15 protein-coding genes and 1 other annotated feature (1 of these 16 running past the window's edge) are annotated in these 14,718 nt (G+C 36.3%); of the genes, 3 read left to right on the forward strand and 12 right to left on the reverse strand.

Annotated features, from left to right (window positions below):
- Positions 1-276, reverse strand: a binding site (T-box leader); it reaches 3 nt to the left of the window's first position.
- 131 nt (positions 277-407) lie between these two features.
- The gene (locus HBB17_RS02260) at positions 408-1,250 is read left to right on the forward strand and encodes a hypothetical protein (RefSeq protein ID WP_167955381.1); all 843 of its coding nucleotides are present in this window, start codon (positions 408-410) and stop codon (positions 1,248-1,250) included.
- A gap of 143 nt (positions 1,251-1,393) precedes the next feature.
- Here the strand turns inward: HBB17_RS02260 and asd (HBB17_RS02265) are convergent, their stop codons facing one another.
- Positions 1,394-2,479: an aspartate-semialdehyde dehydrogenase gene (gene asd / locus HBB17_RS02265; RefSeq protein ID WP_167955383.1), complete on the reverse strand. Its 1,086-nt coding sequence runs from the start codon at positions 2,477-2,479 to the stop codon at positions 1,394-1,396.
- A gap of 712 nt (positions 2,480-3,191) precedes the next feature.
- A complete protein-coding gene (locus HBB17_RS02270) occupies positions 3,192-3,482 on the reverse strand; it encodes a hypothetical protein (RefSeq protein WP_167955385.1) in 291 nt (96 codons plus the stop codon).
- Between the two features lie 242 nt (positions 3,483-3,724).
- On the opposite strand from HBB17_RS02270, the gene HBB17_RS02275 reads away from it, so the two are divergent.
- Positions 3,725-4,963, forward strand: coding sequence for a 6-phosphofructokinase (locus HBB17_RS02275; protein WP_167955387.1), 1,239 nt, complete (start codon positions 3,725-3,727; stop codon positions 4,961-4,963).
- A 75-nt stretch (positions 4,964-5,038) separates the two neighbouring features.
- Here HBB17_RS02275 and dusB (HBB17_RS02280) read toward each other — a convergent pair whose 3' ends face one another.
- The 5 genes from dusB (HBB17_RS02280) to HBB17_RS02300 form a co-directional block, all read right to left on the reverse strand.
- Complete coding sequence (dusB, locus tag HBB17_RS02280) at positions 5,039-6,010, reverse strand: tRNA dihydrouridine synthase DusB (protein WP_167955389.1); 972 nt, start codon at positions 6,008-6,010, stop codon at positions 5,039-5,041.
- 31 nt (positions 6,011-6,041) lie between these two features.
- Complete coding sequence (locus tag HBB17_RS02285) at positions 6,042-6,824, reverse strand: type III pantothenate kinase (RefSeq protein ID WP_167955391.1); 783 nt, start codon at positions 6,822-6,824, stop codon at positions 6,042-6,044.
- Positions 6,825-6,837: 13 nt separating this feature from the next.
- Positions 6,838-7,143, reverse strand: a complete 306-nt coding sequence (locus HBB17_RS02290) for a Dabb family protein (RefSeq protein WP_167955393.1) — start codon at positions 7,141-7,143, stop codon at positions 6,838-6,840.
- A gap of 201 nt (positions 7,144-7,344) precedes the next feature.
- Positions 7,345-8,430, reverse strand: a complete 1,086-nt coding sequence (gene asd / locus HBB17_RS02295) for an aspartate-semialdehyde dehydrogenase (protein ID WP_167955395.1) — start codon at positions 8,428-8,430, stop codon at positions 7,345-7,347.
- Between the two features lie 712 nt (positions 8,431-9,142).
- Complete coding sequence (locus HBB17_RS02300) at positions 9,143-9,433, reverse strand: hypothetical protein (protein WP_167955385.1); 291 nt, start codon at positions 9,431-9,433, stop codon at positions 9,143-9,145.
- A gap of 242 nt (positions 9,434-9,675) precedes the next feature.
- On the opposite strand from HBB17_RS02300, the gene HBB17_RS02305 reads away from it, so the two are divergent.
- A complete protein-coding gene (locus HBB17_RS02305; protein WP_167955387.1) occupies positions 9,676-10,914 on the forward strand; it encodes a 6-phosphofructokinase in 1,239 nt (412 codons plus the stop codon).
- 75 nt (positions 10,915-10,989) lie between these two features.
- Here the strand turns inward: HBB17_RS02305 and dusB (HBB17_RS02310) are convergent, their stop codons facing one another.
- The 5 genes from dusB (HBB17_RS02310) to HBB17_RS02330 form a co-directional block, all read right to left on the reverse strand.
- On the reverse strand, positions 10,990-11,961 hold the full coding sequence (gene dusB, locus HBB17_RS02310; RefSeq protein ID WP_167955389.1) for a tRNA dihydrouridine synthase DusB: 972 nt from the start codon (positions 11,959-11,961) through the stop codon (positions 10,990-10,992).
- A gap of 31 nt (positions 11,962-11,992) precedes the next feature.
- Entirely contained in the window at positions 11,993-12,775 is a 783-nt protein-coding gene (locus HBB17_RS02315) for a type III pantothenate kinase (protein WP_167955397.1), read from the reverse strand.
- Between the two features lie 13 nt (positions 12,776-12,788).
- A complete protein-coding gene (locus HBB17_RS02320; protein ID WP_167955393.1) occupies positions 12,789-13,094 on the reverse strand; it encodes a Dabb family protein in 306 nt (101 codons plus the stop codon).
- Positions 13,095-13,305: 211 nt separating this feature from the next.
- On the reverse strand, positions 13,306-13,653 hold the full coding sequence (locus tag HBB17_RS02325) for a DUF6145 family protein (RefSeq protein WP_167955399.1): 348 nt from the start codon (positions 13,651-13,653) through the stop codon (positions 13,306-13,308).
- Between the two features lie 59 nt (positions 13,654-13,712).
- Positions 13,713-14,570 carry a LiaF transmembrane domain-containing protein gene (locus tag HBB17_RS02330; protein ID WP_167955401.1) on the reverse strand — a complete coding sequence of 286 codons (858 nt, stop codon included), beginning with the start codon at positions 14,568-14,570 and terminating at the stop codon, positions 13,713-13,715.
- Between the last annotated feature and the right edge of the window lie 148 nt (positions 14,571-14,718).

Raw genomic sequence — 14,718 nt, forward strand, 5'->3', positions numbered from 1 at the left:
AAGGACGGGAGCATCTATCTCACGTGTTACCACCTTTATTCACCATTGTATTACTACTTTGGTCTCATCAGGTACGCCATCTCCTCTATTTCATTCGATTCATGGATTATACCTTATCAATATAACGGTCGAACCCGTCACAGCCTACTTCATAATCATATGGTTCAGTGTGAAACTCCGAGATGTATTTCAAGATGACCTTCTTGCGCCTCTCATCAACCGGCTACTTTCTGTTAAAAGATACGATTCTCTACTTCTTCTCTTCCATGTCTTTCTAACATATTCATTTCAAGTGTTTCTTCACTTGTTTTGGTTTATCATAAACCTCTTCTTACCGTCTGTCAACCCCTATAATTTATTTATTCACACAAATTTTAGATTCTCATTATTTCTTTCTGGATAGACTTATGTTACACTTAATAAAGCAAAAGTTATACGAGATAGGTTACTATCTACGTAAGGAAGAAGCATCCGTTGTTCTTCCATTATCACCATATGGAAAAGGGGATTTAATCGTGGCAAAAGAAACGAGATTAGATGATTCTGCAGGAATCTACGAAAAACGTGAGAAACAAACGGAACGTCAAAAGATGCAGGATATGACGTTTAAAGAAAAAGTTCAGTACTTTAACATGTACTACTTGAAGAAAGTAATCTTTGGCGTCATTGCATTGGTATTTGTTAGCTACTTACTATTCGAAACTTTATCACCAAAACCAGATGAACTATTAAACATTGCCGTTGTTAATGATTACTTTGATCAAACAAAGGTAAAAGAATTCTTAAAGGATCTAGATACACATTTTGATGTTGATCCAGATAAAGAAGTGATTAATTTTGACTACAGCTATTACATTGCGGAAAATGACGTTTCTGAAAACTCTGTCAGTTCCATTCAGAAACTATCCACTTATATCGCCGCCAAACAAATAGATGTAATTATTGCTGATGAGACAAACTTTAAACAGTTGGCAGCTAATGGATATTTTTATAATCTTTCTGATCTATTACCTGCAGATCAATTCTCCAAATTAACAGAATCATTCTGTATGGGTACGATTTCAGAGAATAACTTACCAAAAGGAGAACTTTCCGCTGGCGAATGCCCATATGGAATCTACTTGACCGATAGTTCCGTTTATAAAAACAGTGGTTCAACAATAACAAAACCTATTTTAGGAGTCGTATGTAATACGCCAAATAAAGAGCATGTGTTAGAACTTATCTCGTACTTATTGAATCTTGATTAGACTATGATAAACACGCTTTGCGAGTTTATCAAGTTCTCGCGGCAATCTCCAAGGTCTTAAGAAAACTTGGACTTTGGCTCGTTGCTCGCGTAAATAAAAAGGAGTGTTGCAAAACAACACTCCTTTTTATTTTAATTTTTCATTTATTTTGCTGTAATATATCCCTTCGCTTTTAATAATTCTGCGCTTAATACACCGCCGCCTGCTGCACCACGAATTGTATTATGAGATAAGCCTACGAATTTGTAATCATATACGGTATCTTCTCTTAAACGTCCGATTGAAACGCCCATACCGTTTTCATAATCTACATCCAAACTTACTTGAGGTCGATTATCCTCTTCTAAGTATTGAATGAATTGTTTTGGAGCACTTGGAAGATTTAACTCTTGAGGTAAACCTTTGAAGTTTCTCCATGCTTCGATCATCTGTTCTTTTGTAGGTTTCTTTTCAAAACTAACAAATACAGCTGCTGTATGTCCATTTAATACTGGTACACGAATACATTGTGTTGTAATGATTGGACTATCTGCTTTTACAATCTTACCATCAACAACTTTACCCCAGATACGAAGTGGTTCTTGTTCACTCTTTTCTTCTTCTCCACCGATATATGGAATGATATTTCCTTCCATTTCCGGCCATTCTTTAAAGGTTTTACCTGCACCTGAGATTGCTTGGTAAGTTGTTGCTACTACAACCTTTGGTCCAAATTCTCTTAATGCATGTAACGCTGGTGTATAACTTTGAATTGAACAGTTTGGTTTTACAGCAATAAAACCTCTCTTTGTTCCTAAACGTTTCTTCTGTGACTCAATAACTTCTAAATGTTCTGGATTTAATTCAGGTACTACCATAGGTACATCAGGTGTCCATCTATGTGCACTGTTGTTTGATACAACTGGAGTTTCTGCTTTTGCATATGCTTCTTCAATTGCTTTGATTTCATCTTTTGTCATATCAACAGCACTAAAAACAAAGTCAACTTTACTAGAAACTTCTTCTACATCATTAACATTCATTACAATCATTTTCTTAACAGCTTCAGGCATAGGTGTTGTCATCTTCCAACGTCCACCAATAGCTTCTTCATATGTTTTACCTGCACTTCTTGGGCTTGCAGCAACAGCTACTACTTCAAACCAAGGGTGATTCTCTAATAAAGTGATAAAACGTTGTCCAACCATTCCTGTTGCTCCAAGAATACCTACTCTTAATTTACTACTCATCTTAAACCCTCCATCTTTCTATATTGACCAATTCAGTCACATAACGACATGTATGTCTTTCTGTTACGTACATTTGTCTTTACTAATAAGTATCGTACACTGTTTTGCATAAAAATGCAACCGTTTTTTGGTGTTTCTACTTTTTTTCGTTACTTTGTTGAATTGTTCATTTCATTTTCTGCTTTATTTGGTAATAATTTTTAGGAACACAATCCAAGATTCTTTGATCTGCCCCAACCGATTTGATCTCTTCCTATATATATTCTCTATTACTCATACATTACACCTTACCTGTTTTGGTTAACCCAAATTGCACCAACGTTATCCGTCTTACCAATTTCACACACTTCTTTTCTAACTTTTCTTCTGTATCTTCTCCTCTCTTATGTCTATTCTCTAATGGCTATTTCTCTTAGCGCACATACTATTCTCTTATACAAACCTACTCAGACATGTGTATATCCCTTTCCTTATCATCGTTTCCCTTATCATTATACAATCATATATCGAAATTTTCTTATATAAAAGGATGGAAGTTTCAACTCATACTCCTCATTATATAAAAATAACCACCATGAAGAAGGCATACACGTATATGCCAATTTCTGGTAGCTATCCTTTTTTGCAACAATAATTTTTGTTTCTTTTATGTTTATATGGAATTTTATAGTATAAATATTCATTTTATGAATATTTACGATTGCTGACTTATTTATTTATCTTCTAACTTTATCTTATTCTTTGTATCTATAATCTGCACACGATCTTCTCGAACGAACTGCATGATGATCTTGAGACCTACTCCTGTGGCTTGAGAGACCTCAAACACAGATGTATTCACATGGGATTGTATGTATTCCTTCACTTTACGATAATCCTCTTTGTCTTTATCAATACAATCCGGACATAAAGATACACCGCCGTAATCATTATTTAATAATTTATGACATCTTTGGCAAGTTCTAATCGTAGGGAAATTGCTGTTTGGTAATGACGAATCCAAGAAAATCAACCCTTTCTTCTAGTTTTACAATCTAACCGGTAGTAAAACGGGAGATACTACGCACATTATCTCATATGATATCATTATGCATCAATTTTTTTTAATTTGCAATACTCTGAATTTCCCACCCCCCTCTTCTGCTTTAATTTAGTAACTAAATTAAATGGTTTCGGTTGAAAACTTAATATCTTTCTGCTATTATATGTCTGCTTACAGAATTTTTCAGGAGGTTTTAAAATATTATGTCGTTGAAGATAAACTGTCTTATTGCTCAATCTGGTGGTCCTACTACAGCAATTAATTCTAGCTTAGCAGGAGTCATTCATCAAGCTATACAAGCAACTAATGTTGATCAAATATATGGTTCTCTTAATGGAATACAAGGTGTATTAAAAGATGATTTAGTCAATCTCACATCTTCTTTTGAAGATAGTTCGAAGAAATTAATGACCTTAATTCATACACCATCCATGTTCTTAGGTTCTTGCCGTTATAAGCTTGCAGACCCTCTTGATGACGATTCTGATTATCATACGATTTTTCAACAATTCTTAAAATATAACATCAAATATTTCTTCTATATCGGTGGAAATGACTCCATGGATACCGTAGATAAATTATCCGCATTTGCACTACAGCATCATATTGACATTCAAATCATTGGAATTCCAAAAACAATTGATAACGATCTTAGCTGCATCGATCATACTCCTGGGTTTGGCTCAGCTGCCAAATACATCGCCTCTTCCATGCTCGAAATTGCTCATGATACGTATATATATGATACCAAAAGTGTTACAATCGTAGAAATCATGGGAAGAAATGCAGGTTGGTTAACCGCTGCATCTGCACTTGCCCGTACTGAATATAGTGATGCACCACACCTCATCTATCTTCCAGAAACACCTTTCTCTACTTCTGCTTTTGTTCAAGATGTACGAAATAAACTGAAAGATAGAAAGCATGTGATTGTGGCTGTTTCAGAGGGAATCAAAGATCTCGATGGACAATATATCTCTGCAAACTCCACTGGTACCGATCAGTTTGGACATGTTATGCTTAGTGGAACAGGAAAATATCTTGAAATCCTGATTCGTGATACCATTGGCTGTAAAGTCCGTTCCATTGAATTAAACGTACTCCAACGTTGTGCTTCCCATATTTCCTCCCAAACAGATCTTGATGAGGCATACACACTTGGCAAAGAAGCATTCTTATTAGCAGCAAAAGGGGAAACTGCCAAAATGGTTACCCTTACCCGTACAAGCAATGATCCGTATACGGTATCATACTCCAATACAGATGTTTCCAATGTAGCTAATGTGGAGAAACAGATACCAAAAGAGTGGATCACCAGTTCTGGTAACGATATTACAAAAGAGTTATTGGATTATCTCTACCCATTGATTCAGGGTGAAGTACCTGTTACCTACAAAGATGGTGTACCAGCATACCTGCCTGTTACTCATCTATTCCGTTAACCGTTAAAAAGCCGATAGCAATTGATCTATAACAATTGCTATCGGCTTTTCCTGTTTATAAGTATAGGCATATGTCTATTTTAGCATATCCCTATACTGCATCATTAATCTCTCTAAATCTTCCATGCTTTCAATTTCATTCACTAAATTTCTTAATTTCGCAGATTGTGGATACCCAGTGGTATACCAAGCTACATGTTTCCGCATTTCGCGAATACCAACATAATCTCCTTTGAATGCAATCTGCATCTTTGCATGTCGTAAAATCATCTGTATTACATCATCAACGGATGGCTTTTCCGGAATAATTCCCGTTTCTATATAACTCTTAATCTGAGAAAACAACCATGGGTTTCCACGTACCCCTCTGGCAATCATGATGCCATCGCATCCTGTCTCCTTAAGCATTCTGGCAGCGTCCTCTACGGAGGCAACATCTCCATTCCCAATTACCGGAATCGACACAGCTTCTTTTACCTGACGAATACAATCCCAATCTGCCTTTCCACTATAATATTGTGCTCTTGTACGTCCATGAACCGCTACTGCTGCTGCACCATTTTGTTCTGCAATCTTTGCAATCTCCACTGCATTCAAATTGGTATCATCAAATCCCTTTCGGATCTTCACCGTAAGTGGCTTTTGAATCGCATGGGATACTTTGTAGACAATCTCTCCTACCAACTTTGGATTTTTTAGCAATGCAGAACCTTCTCCATTGTTTACAACTTTCGGAACAGGACACCCCATATTGATATCAAGAATATCAAAATTACGATGTTCGATTTTTTTTGCCATCTCACTTAGAATATCTGGATCTGCTCCAAACAATTGCAACGCAACAGGGCGTTCTTTTTCTTCCACTTCCAACAAAATTTCCGTATTCTTATTATTATATAGAATTCCCTTGGCACTGACCATCTCTGTATAGATCAAATCTGCACCTTGTTCTTTGCATAGCAAACGAAAAGGCAGGTCAGTTACTCCTGCCATTGGACCTAATATTAAATTACCAGCTACTTTTACATTTCCTATCTGTAAGCTCATAACACGTTTTGTGCCTTTCTAATAAATCAATCTATTTCTTCTTACTTGTCTTACATTTCTCATATATGATGCGCAGACCATTCATTGTTAATGCAGGATCATAGAATTGAATCTCTTCCGTTGCATCTGCAATAATCTTACCCAATCCACCGGTAGCAACTACTTTAATGTCATCGCGTCCCGTCTCTTCTTTGATTTTCCTAATAATGTACTCTGTCTGTCCAATATATCCATATACAAGTCCAGCCTGCATACTCGAAATTGTATCCTTTGCTAAAATTGAATTTGGCTTTTTAATTTCTACTTCTGGTAGAGCTGCCGTATCTGACCATAAGGCATTGGCACATATTCGGATTCCCGGACTTGTTATACCTGCTACAAAAGAGCCATCTTCTAACACCAAATCATATGTGGTTGCTGTACCGAAATCAATGACGATCACTGGTCCACCGTAGGTTTCATAGGCTGCAACTAGATCAACGATTCGGTCCGCACCAACTTCTCTTGGATTCGCTGTTGCAATCTTGATTCCTGTCTTCGTCCCTGCACCAACAATGATGGGATTCGTATTCAGATATTTTATGATACCATTCTTAAAGGAGTGCATCATATTCGGTACTACGGAAGATATAATTACATCCTCTACACATTCCGGCTCAATTCCTCGTGCCAATAACAACTGACGTAAAAAGATTCCGTATTCATCTGATGTACGGGCGATCTTTGTCATCATACGAAACGTTCCCAATAACGTTTCTCCGTCAAATATTCCAAGTGTTATATTCGTATTTCCAACATCTACTGCCAGTAACATATCTGTATCCTTCCTACAACTCGTAATCCACACAAGCACGACTTAGTCGAACACGACTAATAAATGCTCCAACTTTTAAATGTTCTGGGTTTACCGCATAACGATTTAAATCCTCTAAAGAATCAAAATCACATGTAAGACATAATGTATAATTTGTCTCATCTGCATCCGAATCATTAATTCCAACTTCCATACGTCGAATAAAATCTAATTTTTCTGTTAATTCTAACAATTGGTTTTTAGCAATCACCGCATTTTCTATTGCTGTTCTTCCCTCTGCTTCTTTTGCAAATTCAAACATAACGATATGTCTAATCATGACTTTCATCCTTTCTATCACATACTTATACCCAACCTAGAGTACTGACACAATTAGAACTATGATAAACACGCTTTGCGAGTTTATCAAGTGATCGCGGCAATCTCCAAGGTCTTAAGAAAACTTGGACTTTGGCTCGTTGCTCGCGTAAATAAAAAGGAGTGTTGCAAAACAACACTCCTTTTTATTTTAATTTTTCATTTATTTTGCTGTAATATATCCCTTCGCTTTTAATAATTCTGCGCTTAATACACCGCCGCCTGCTGCACCACGAATTGTATTATGAGATAAGCCTACGAATTTGTAATCATATACGGTATCTTCTCTTAAACGTCCGATTGAAACGCCCATACCGTTTTCATAATCTACATCCAAACTTACTTGAGGTCGATTATCCTCTTCTAAGTATTGAATGAATTGTTTTGGAGCACTTGGAAGATTTAACTCTTGAGGTAAACCTTTGAAGTTTCTCCATGCTTCGATCATCTGTTCTTTTGTAGGTTTCTTTTCAAAACTAACAAATACAGCTGCTGTATGTCCATTTAATACTGGTACACGAATACATTGTGTTGTAATGATTGGACTATCTGCTTTTACAATCTTACCATCAACAACTTTACCCCAGATACGAAGTGGTTCTTGTTCACTCTTTTCTTCTTCTCCACCGATATATGGAATGATATTTCCTTCCATTTCCGGCCATTCTTTAAAGGTTTTACCTGCACCTGAGATTGCTTGGTAAGTTGTTGCTACTACAACCTTTGGTCCAAATTCTCTTAATGCNTGTAACGCTGGTGTATAACTTTGAATTGAACAGTTTGGTTTTACAGCAATAAAACCTCTCTTTGTTCCTAAACGTTTCTTCTGTGACTCAATAACTTCTAAATGTTCTGGATTTAATTCAGGTACTACCATAGGTACATCAGGTGTCCATCTATGTGCACTGTTGTTTGATACAACTGGAGTTTCTGCTTTTGCATATGCTTCTTCAATTGCTTTGATTTCATCTTTTGTCATATCAACAGCACTAAAAACAAAGTCAACTTTACTAGAAACTTCTTCTACATCATTAACATTCATTACAATCATTTTCTTAACAGCTTCAGGCATAGGTGTTGTCATCTTCCAACGTCCACCAATAGCTTCTTCATATGTTTTACCTGCACTTCTTGGGCTTGCAGCAACAGCTACTACTTCAAACCAAGGGTGATTCTCTAATAAAGTGATAAAACGTTGTCCAACCATTCCTGTTGCTCCAAGAATACCTACTCTTAATTTACTACTCATCTTAAACCCTCCATCTTTCTATATTGACCAATTCAGTCACATAACGACATGTATGTCTTTCTGTTACGTACATTTGTCTTTACTAATAAGTATCGTACACTGTTTTGCATAAAAATGCAACCGTTTTTTGGTGTTTCTACTTTTTTTCGTTACTTTGTTGAATTGTTCATTTCATTTTCTGCTTTATTTGGTAATAATTTTTAGGAACACAATCCAAGATTCTTTGATCTGCCCCAACCGATTTGATCTCTTCCTATATATATTCTCTATTACTCATACATTACACCTTACCTGTTTTGGTTAACCCAAATTGCACCAACGTTATCCGTCTTACCAATTTCACACACTTCTTTTCTAACTTTTCTTCTGTATCTTCTCCTCTCTTATGTCTATTCTCTAATGGCTATTTCTCTTAGCGCACATACTATTCTCTTATACAAACCTACTCAGACATGTGTATATCCCTTTCCTTATCATCGTTTCCCTTATCATTATACAATCATATATCGAAATTTTCTTATATAAAAGGATGGAAGTTTCAACTCATACTCCTCATTATATAAAAATAACCACCATGAAGAAGGCATACACGTATATGCCAATTTCTGGTAGCTATCCTTTTTTGCAACAATAATTTTTGTTTCTTTTATGTTTATATGGAATTTTATAGTATAAATATTCATTTTATGAATATTTACGATTGCTGACTTATTTATTTATCTTCTAACTTTATCTTATTCTTTGTATCTATAATCTGCACACGATCTTCTCGAACGAACTGCATGATGATCTTGAGACCTACTCCTGTGGCTTGAGAGACCTCAAACACAGATGTATTCACATGGGATTGTATGTATTCCTTCACTTTACGATAATCCTCTTTGTCTTTATCAATACAATCCGGACATAAAGATACACCGCCGTAATCATTATTTAATAATTTATGACATCTTTGGCAAGTTCTAATCGTAGGGAAATTGCTGTTTGGTAATGACGAATCCAAGAAAATCAACCCTTTCTTCTAGTTTTACAATCTAACCGGTAGTAAAACGGGAGATACTACGCACATTATCTCATATGATATCATTATGCATCAATTTTTTTTAATTTGCAATACTCTGAATTTCCCACCCCCCTCTTCTGCTTTAATTTAGTAACTAAATTAAATGGTTTCGGTTGAAAACTTAATATCTTTCTGCTATTATATGTCTGCTTACAGAATTTTTCAGGAGGTTTTAAAATATTATGTCGTTGAAGATAAACTGTCTTATTGCTCAATCTGGTGGTCCTACTACAGCAATTAATTCTAGCTTAGCAGGAGTCATTCATCAAGCTATACAAGCAACTAATGTTGATCAAATATATGGTTCTCTTAATGGAATACAAGGTGTATTAAAAGATGATTTAGTCAATCTCACATCTTCTTTTGAAGATAGTTCGAAGAAATTAATGACCTTAATTCATACACCATCCATGTTCTTAGGTTCTTGCCGTTATAAGCTTGCAGACCCTCTTGATGACGATTCTGATTATCATACGATTTTTCAACAATTCTTAAAATATAACATCAAATATTTCTTCTATATCGGTGGAAATGACTCCATGGATACCGTAGATAAATTATCCGCATTTGCACTACAGCATCATATTGACATTCAAATCATTGGAATTCCAAAAACAATTGATAACGATCTTAGCTGCATCGATCATACTCCTGGGTTTGGCTCAGCTGCCAAATACATCGCCTCTTCCATGCTCGAAATTGCTCATGATACGTATATATATGATACCAAAAGTGTTACAATCGTAGAAATCATGGGAAGAAATGCAGGTTGGTTAACCGCTGCATCTGCACTTGCCCGTACTGAATATAGTGATGCACCACACCTCATCTATCTTCCAGAAACACCTTTCTCTACTTCTGCTTTTGTTCAAGATGTACGAAATAAACTGAAAGATAGAAAGCATGTGATTGTGGCTGTTTCAGAGGGAATCAAAGATCTCGATGGACAATATATCTCTGCAAACTCCACTGGTACCGATCAGTTTGGACATGTTATGCTTAGTGGAACAGGAAAATATCTTGAAATCCTGATTCGTGATACCATTGGCTGTAAAGTCCGTTCCATTGAATTAAACGTACTCCAACGTTGTGCTTCCCATATTTCCTCCCAAACAGATCTTGATGAGGCATACACACTTGGCAAAGAAGCATTCTTATTAGCAGCAAAAGGGGAAACTGCCAAAATGGTTACCCTTACCCGTACAAGCAATGATCCGTATACGGTATCATACTCCAATACAGATGTTTCCAATGTAGCTAATGTGGAGAAACAGATACCAAAAGAGTGGATCACCAGTTCTGGTAACGATATTACAAAAGAGTTATTGGATTATCTCTACCCATTGATTCAGGGTGAAGTACCTGTTACCTACAAAGATGGTGTACCAGCATACCTGCCTGTTACTCATCTATTCCGTTAACCGTTAAAAAGCCGATAGCAATTGATCTATAACAATTGCTATCGGCTTTTCCTGTTTATAAGTATAGGCATATGTCTATTTTAGCATATCCCTATACTGCATCATTAATCTCTCTAAATCTTCCATGCTTTCAATTTCATTCACTAAATTTCTTAATTTCGCAGATTGTGGATACCCAGTGGTATACCAAGCTACATGTTTCCGCATTTCGCGAATACCAACATAATCTCCTTTGAATGCAATCTGCATCTTTGCATGTCGTAAAATCATCTGTATTACATCATCAACGGATGGCTTTTCCGGAATAATTCCCGTTTCTATATAACTCTTAATCTGAGAAAACAACCATGGGTTTCCACGTACCCCTCTGGCAATCATGATGCCATCGCATCCTGTCTCCTTAAGCATTCTGGCAGCGTCCTCTACGGAGGCAACATCTCCATTCCCAATTACCGGAATCGACACAGCTTCTTTTACCTGACGAATACAATCCCAATCTGCCTTTCCACTATAATATTGTGCTCTTGTACGTCCATGAACCGCTACTGCTGCTGCACCATTTTGTTCTGCAATCTTTGCAATCTCCACTGCATTCAAATTGGTATCATCAAATCCCTTTCGGATCTTCACCGTAAGTGGCTTTTGAATCGCATGGGATACTTTGTAGACAATCTCTCCTACCAACTTTGGATTTTTTAGCAATGCAGAACCTTCTCCATTGTTTACAACTTTCGGAACAGGACACCCCATATTGATATCAAGAATATCAAAATTACGATGTTCGATTTTTTTTGCCATCTCACTTAGAATATCTGGATCTGCTCCAAACAATTGCAACGCAACAGGGCGTTCTTTTTCTTCCACTTCCAACAAAATTTCCGTATTCTTATTATTATATAGAATTCCCTTGGCACTGACCATCTCTGTATAGATCAAATCTGCACCTTGTTCTTTGCATAGCAAACGAAAAGGCAGGTCAGTTACTCCTGCCATTGGACCTAATATTAAATTACCAGCTACTTTTACATTTCCTATCTGTAAGCTCATAACACGTTTTGTGCCTTTCTAATAAATCAATCTATTTCTTCTTACTTGTCTTACATTTCTCATATATGATGCGCAGACCATTCATTGTTAATGCAGGATCATAGAATTGAATCTCTTCCGTTGCATCTGCAATAATCTTACCCAATCCACCGGTAGCAACTACTTTAATGTCATCGCGTCCCGTCTCTTCTTTGATTTTCCTAATAATGTACTCTGTCTGTCCAATATATCCATATACAAGTCCAGCCTGCATACTCGAAATTGTATCCTTTGCTAAAATTGAATTTGGCTTTTTAATTTCTACTTCTGGTAGAGCTGCCGTATCTGACCATAAGGCATTGGCACATATTCGGATTCCCGGACTTGTTATACCTGCTACAAAAGAGCCATCTTCTAACACCAAATCATATGTGGTTGCTGTACCGAAATCAATGACGATCACTGGTCCACCGTAGGTTTCATCGGCTGCAACTAGATCAACGATTCGGTCCGCACCAACTTCTCTTGGATTCGCTGTTGCAATCTTGATTCCTGTCTTCGTCCCTGCACCAACAATGATGGGATTCGTATTCAGATATTTTATGATACCATTCTTAAAGGAGTGCATCATATTCGGTACTACGGAAGATATAATTACATCCTCTACACATTCCGGCTCAATTCCTCGTGCCAATAACAACTGACGTAAAAAGATTCCGTATTCATCTGATGTACGGGCGATCTTTGTCATCATACGAAACGTTCCCAATAACGTTTCTCCGTCAAATATTCCAAGTGTTATATTCGTATTTCCAACATCTACTGCCAGTAACATATCTGTATCCTTCCTACAACTCGTAATCCACACAAGCACGACTTAGTCGAACACGACTAATAAATGCTCCAACTTTTAAATGTTCTGGGTTTACCGCATAACGATTTAAATCCTCTAAAGAATCAAAATCACATGTAAGACATAATGTATAATTTGTCTCATCTGCATCCGAATCATTAATTCCAACTTCCATACGTCGAATAAAATCTAATTTTTCTGTTAATTCTAACAATTGGTTTTTAGCAATCACCGCATTTTCTATTGCTGTTCTTCCCTCTGCTTCTTTTGCAAATTCAAACATAACGATATGTCTAATCATGACTTTCATCCTTTCTATCACATACTTATACCCAACCTAGAGTACTGACACAATTAGAACTATGATAAACACGCTTTGCGAGTTTATCAAGTGATCGCGGCAGTCGCCAAGGTCTCAAGCAAACTTGGACTTTGGCTCGTTGCATGCGTAAATTAGACGAACCACACTAAATTCATAAATTTAGTAAGTAATTCGTCTAGATATCTGTGTGTTAATCCCCTAAAAGTTCTGAAGCATCCTCATTTAAGAAGAATACTTTATAATATAACTCAAGCGCTTCTAACAAATCCGCTTTTGTTCTTTGAAGTTCCTTAATCTTTAATACACTTCCTACTTCATCAAACAGTAGATCGCCTTCGTCAGCTTCTACATGAAAGATTAAGGTTCCATCTTCTTCATATTGTAATGTAAGGATTCCTCCTACATCTTCTGTATAGAGAACGCACATGATCTGCAATTCTTCTTTGATTGAATCTGGTAATGCTTTAAAATCATCATTTAAATAATATTTCTGCTCGTATGCACTCGATGCACACAAAGTCACATTCTCTTGATACATAATTACTCCCGTCTATAAAGTTGAGATTTTTTGCATCTCTTGTCTATTCCGTTGCGAGACTATTTTATATCAACTCCACCAAAAATACAAGCACCATTTACATAAACGGTTGGCATATTCATTCCATCTGTCATAGCAGCAGAACAAGTTTTGTTATCCACACCACCAAGTATTGGTGTACAGTTTGTTACCACTCTTACATTAGTAGGTACATAGATATCAATTCCACCAAATACAGCTGTCACATCAATAATTACATCTTTATCAATGATTGCATTACGAAGATTAACGTCTATTCCACCAAAGATGGCAGTAACAGCAACTCCACCAAAATATTGGTTACTGAAATCCAAACTTTTTCCAGAGAAGATTGCACTCACATTTGTATTATAATTTGTCTTAAATGCTTCACCATTACTGCCTTGATTAAAATTTGCGTTTGTATTGTTATTGTTGTTATCTGTTGTATTACTGTAAGTATTATTTGTTGAATAATCGTTGTTATTTACGTTTGAACCATTGTTAGAATTTGATTCATTGTACGTGTACGTATATGTGTTATCTGATGTCGTATTTCCTTGATGGAATTCAATGGTTTTGTTTTTATGGCCACCATCAAAGATTAAACGAATACCAATAATAACAAAGATAAATGCTACAATTAATTTACCAAACATATTCCATGGAATAAAATCCTGTGCTGCTAATAATAACATAACACCAATTCCAAGACCAATTAAACTTCCTGTTCGATCCCCATGTTCAAATAATCCTACGGCACATGGAACAATGATAAATAATGTCCACCAACCATCAAAGAAAATATCAAAATCGGCTCCAAATGCTTTTGCTCCTATTAATACTCCTAAAGCAATAATAATTAATCCCCAGATATAACCTGTTGCATTACGTTTCATACTCTTTCCTCCATTCTTGCTCAGGTAGTGTCAAATTTTACTACCTTTTTTATTGTATAAACCTCGATTTTATGGGAGTTTGCAATAAAAAGAGCAATGACCTCCCTTTTTGAAGTATAATGTAGTCACCACAACAAACAAAATACGA

Source organism: Anaerosporobacter faecicola, from assembly GCF_012070565.1.
GTDB classification, from domain to species: Bacteria; Bacillota; Clostridia; order Lachnospirales; family Lachnospiraceae; genus Anaerosporobacter; species Anaerosporobacter faecicola.

Coding starts and splice junctions, on each gene's coding strand:
- HBB17_RS02260 (WP_167955381.1), top strand. CDS start 408: ATGTTACACTTAATAAAGCAAAAGTTATACGAGATAGGTTACTATCTA.
- asd (WP_167955383.1), bottom strand. CDS start 2,479: ATGAGTAGTAAATTAAGAGTAGGTATTCTTGGAGCAACAGGAATGGTT.
- HBB17_RS02275 (WP_167955387.1), top strand. CDS start 3,725: ATGTCGTTGAAGATAAACTGTCTTATTGCTCAATCTGGTGGTCCTACT.
- dusB (WP_167955389.1), bottom strand. CDS start 6,010: ATGAGCTTACAGATAGGAAATGTAAAAGTAGCTGGTAATTTAATATTA.
- HBB17_RS02285 (WP_167955391.1), bottom strand. CDS start 6,824: ATGTTACTGGCAGTAGATGTTGGAAATACGAATATAACACTTGGAATA.
- HBB17_RS02290 (WP_167955393.1), bottom strand. CDS start 7,143: ATGATTAGACATATCGTTATGTTTGAATTTGCAAAAGAAGCAGAGGGA.
- HBB17_RS02305 (WP_167955387.1), top strand. CDS start 9,676: ATGTCGTTGAAGATAAACTGTCTTATTGCTCAATCTGGTGGTCCTACT.
- dusB (WP_167955389.1), bottom strand. CDS start 11,961: ATGAGCTTACAGATAGGAAATGTAAAAGTAGCTGGTAATTTAATATTA.
- HBB17_RS02315 (WP_167955397.1), bottom strand. CDS start 12,775: ATGTTACTGGCAGTAGATGTTGGAAATACGAATATAACACTTGGAATA.
- HBB17_RS02320 (WP_167955393.1), bottom strand. CDS start 13,094: ATGATTAGACATATCGTTATGTTTGAATTTGCAAAAGAAGCAGAGGGA.
- HBB17_RS02325 (WP_167955399.1), bottom strand. CDS start 13,653: ATGTATCAAGAGAATGTGACTTTGTGTGCATCGAGTGCATACGAGCAG.
- HBB17_RS02330 (WP_167955401.1), bottom strand. CDS start 14,570: ATGAAACGTAATGCAACAGGTTATATCTGGGGATTAATTATTATTGCT.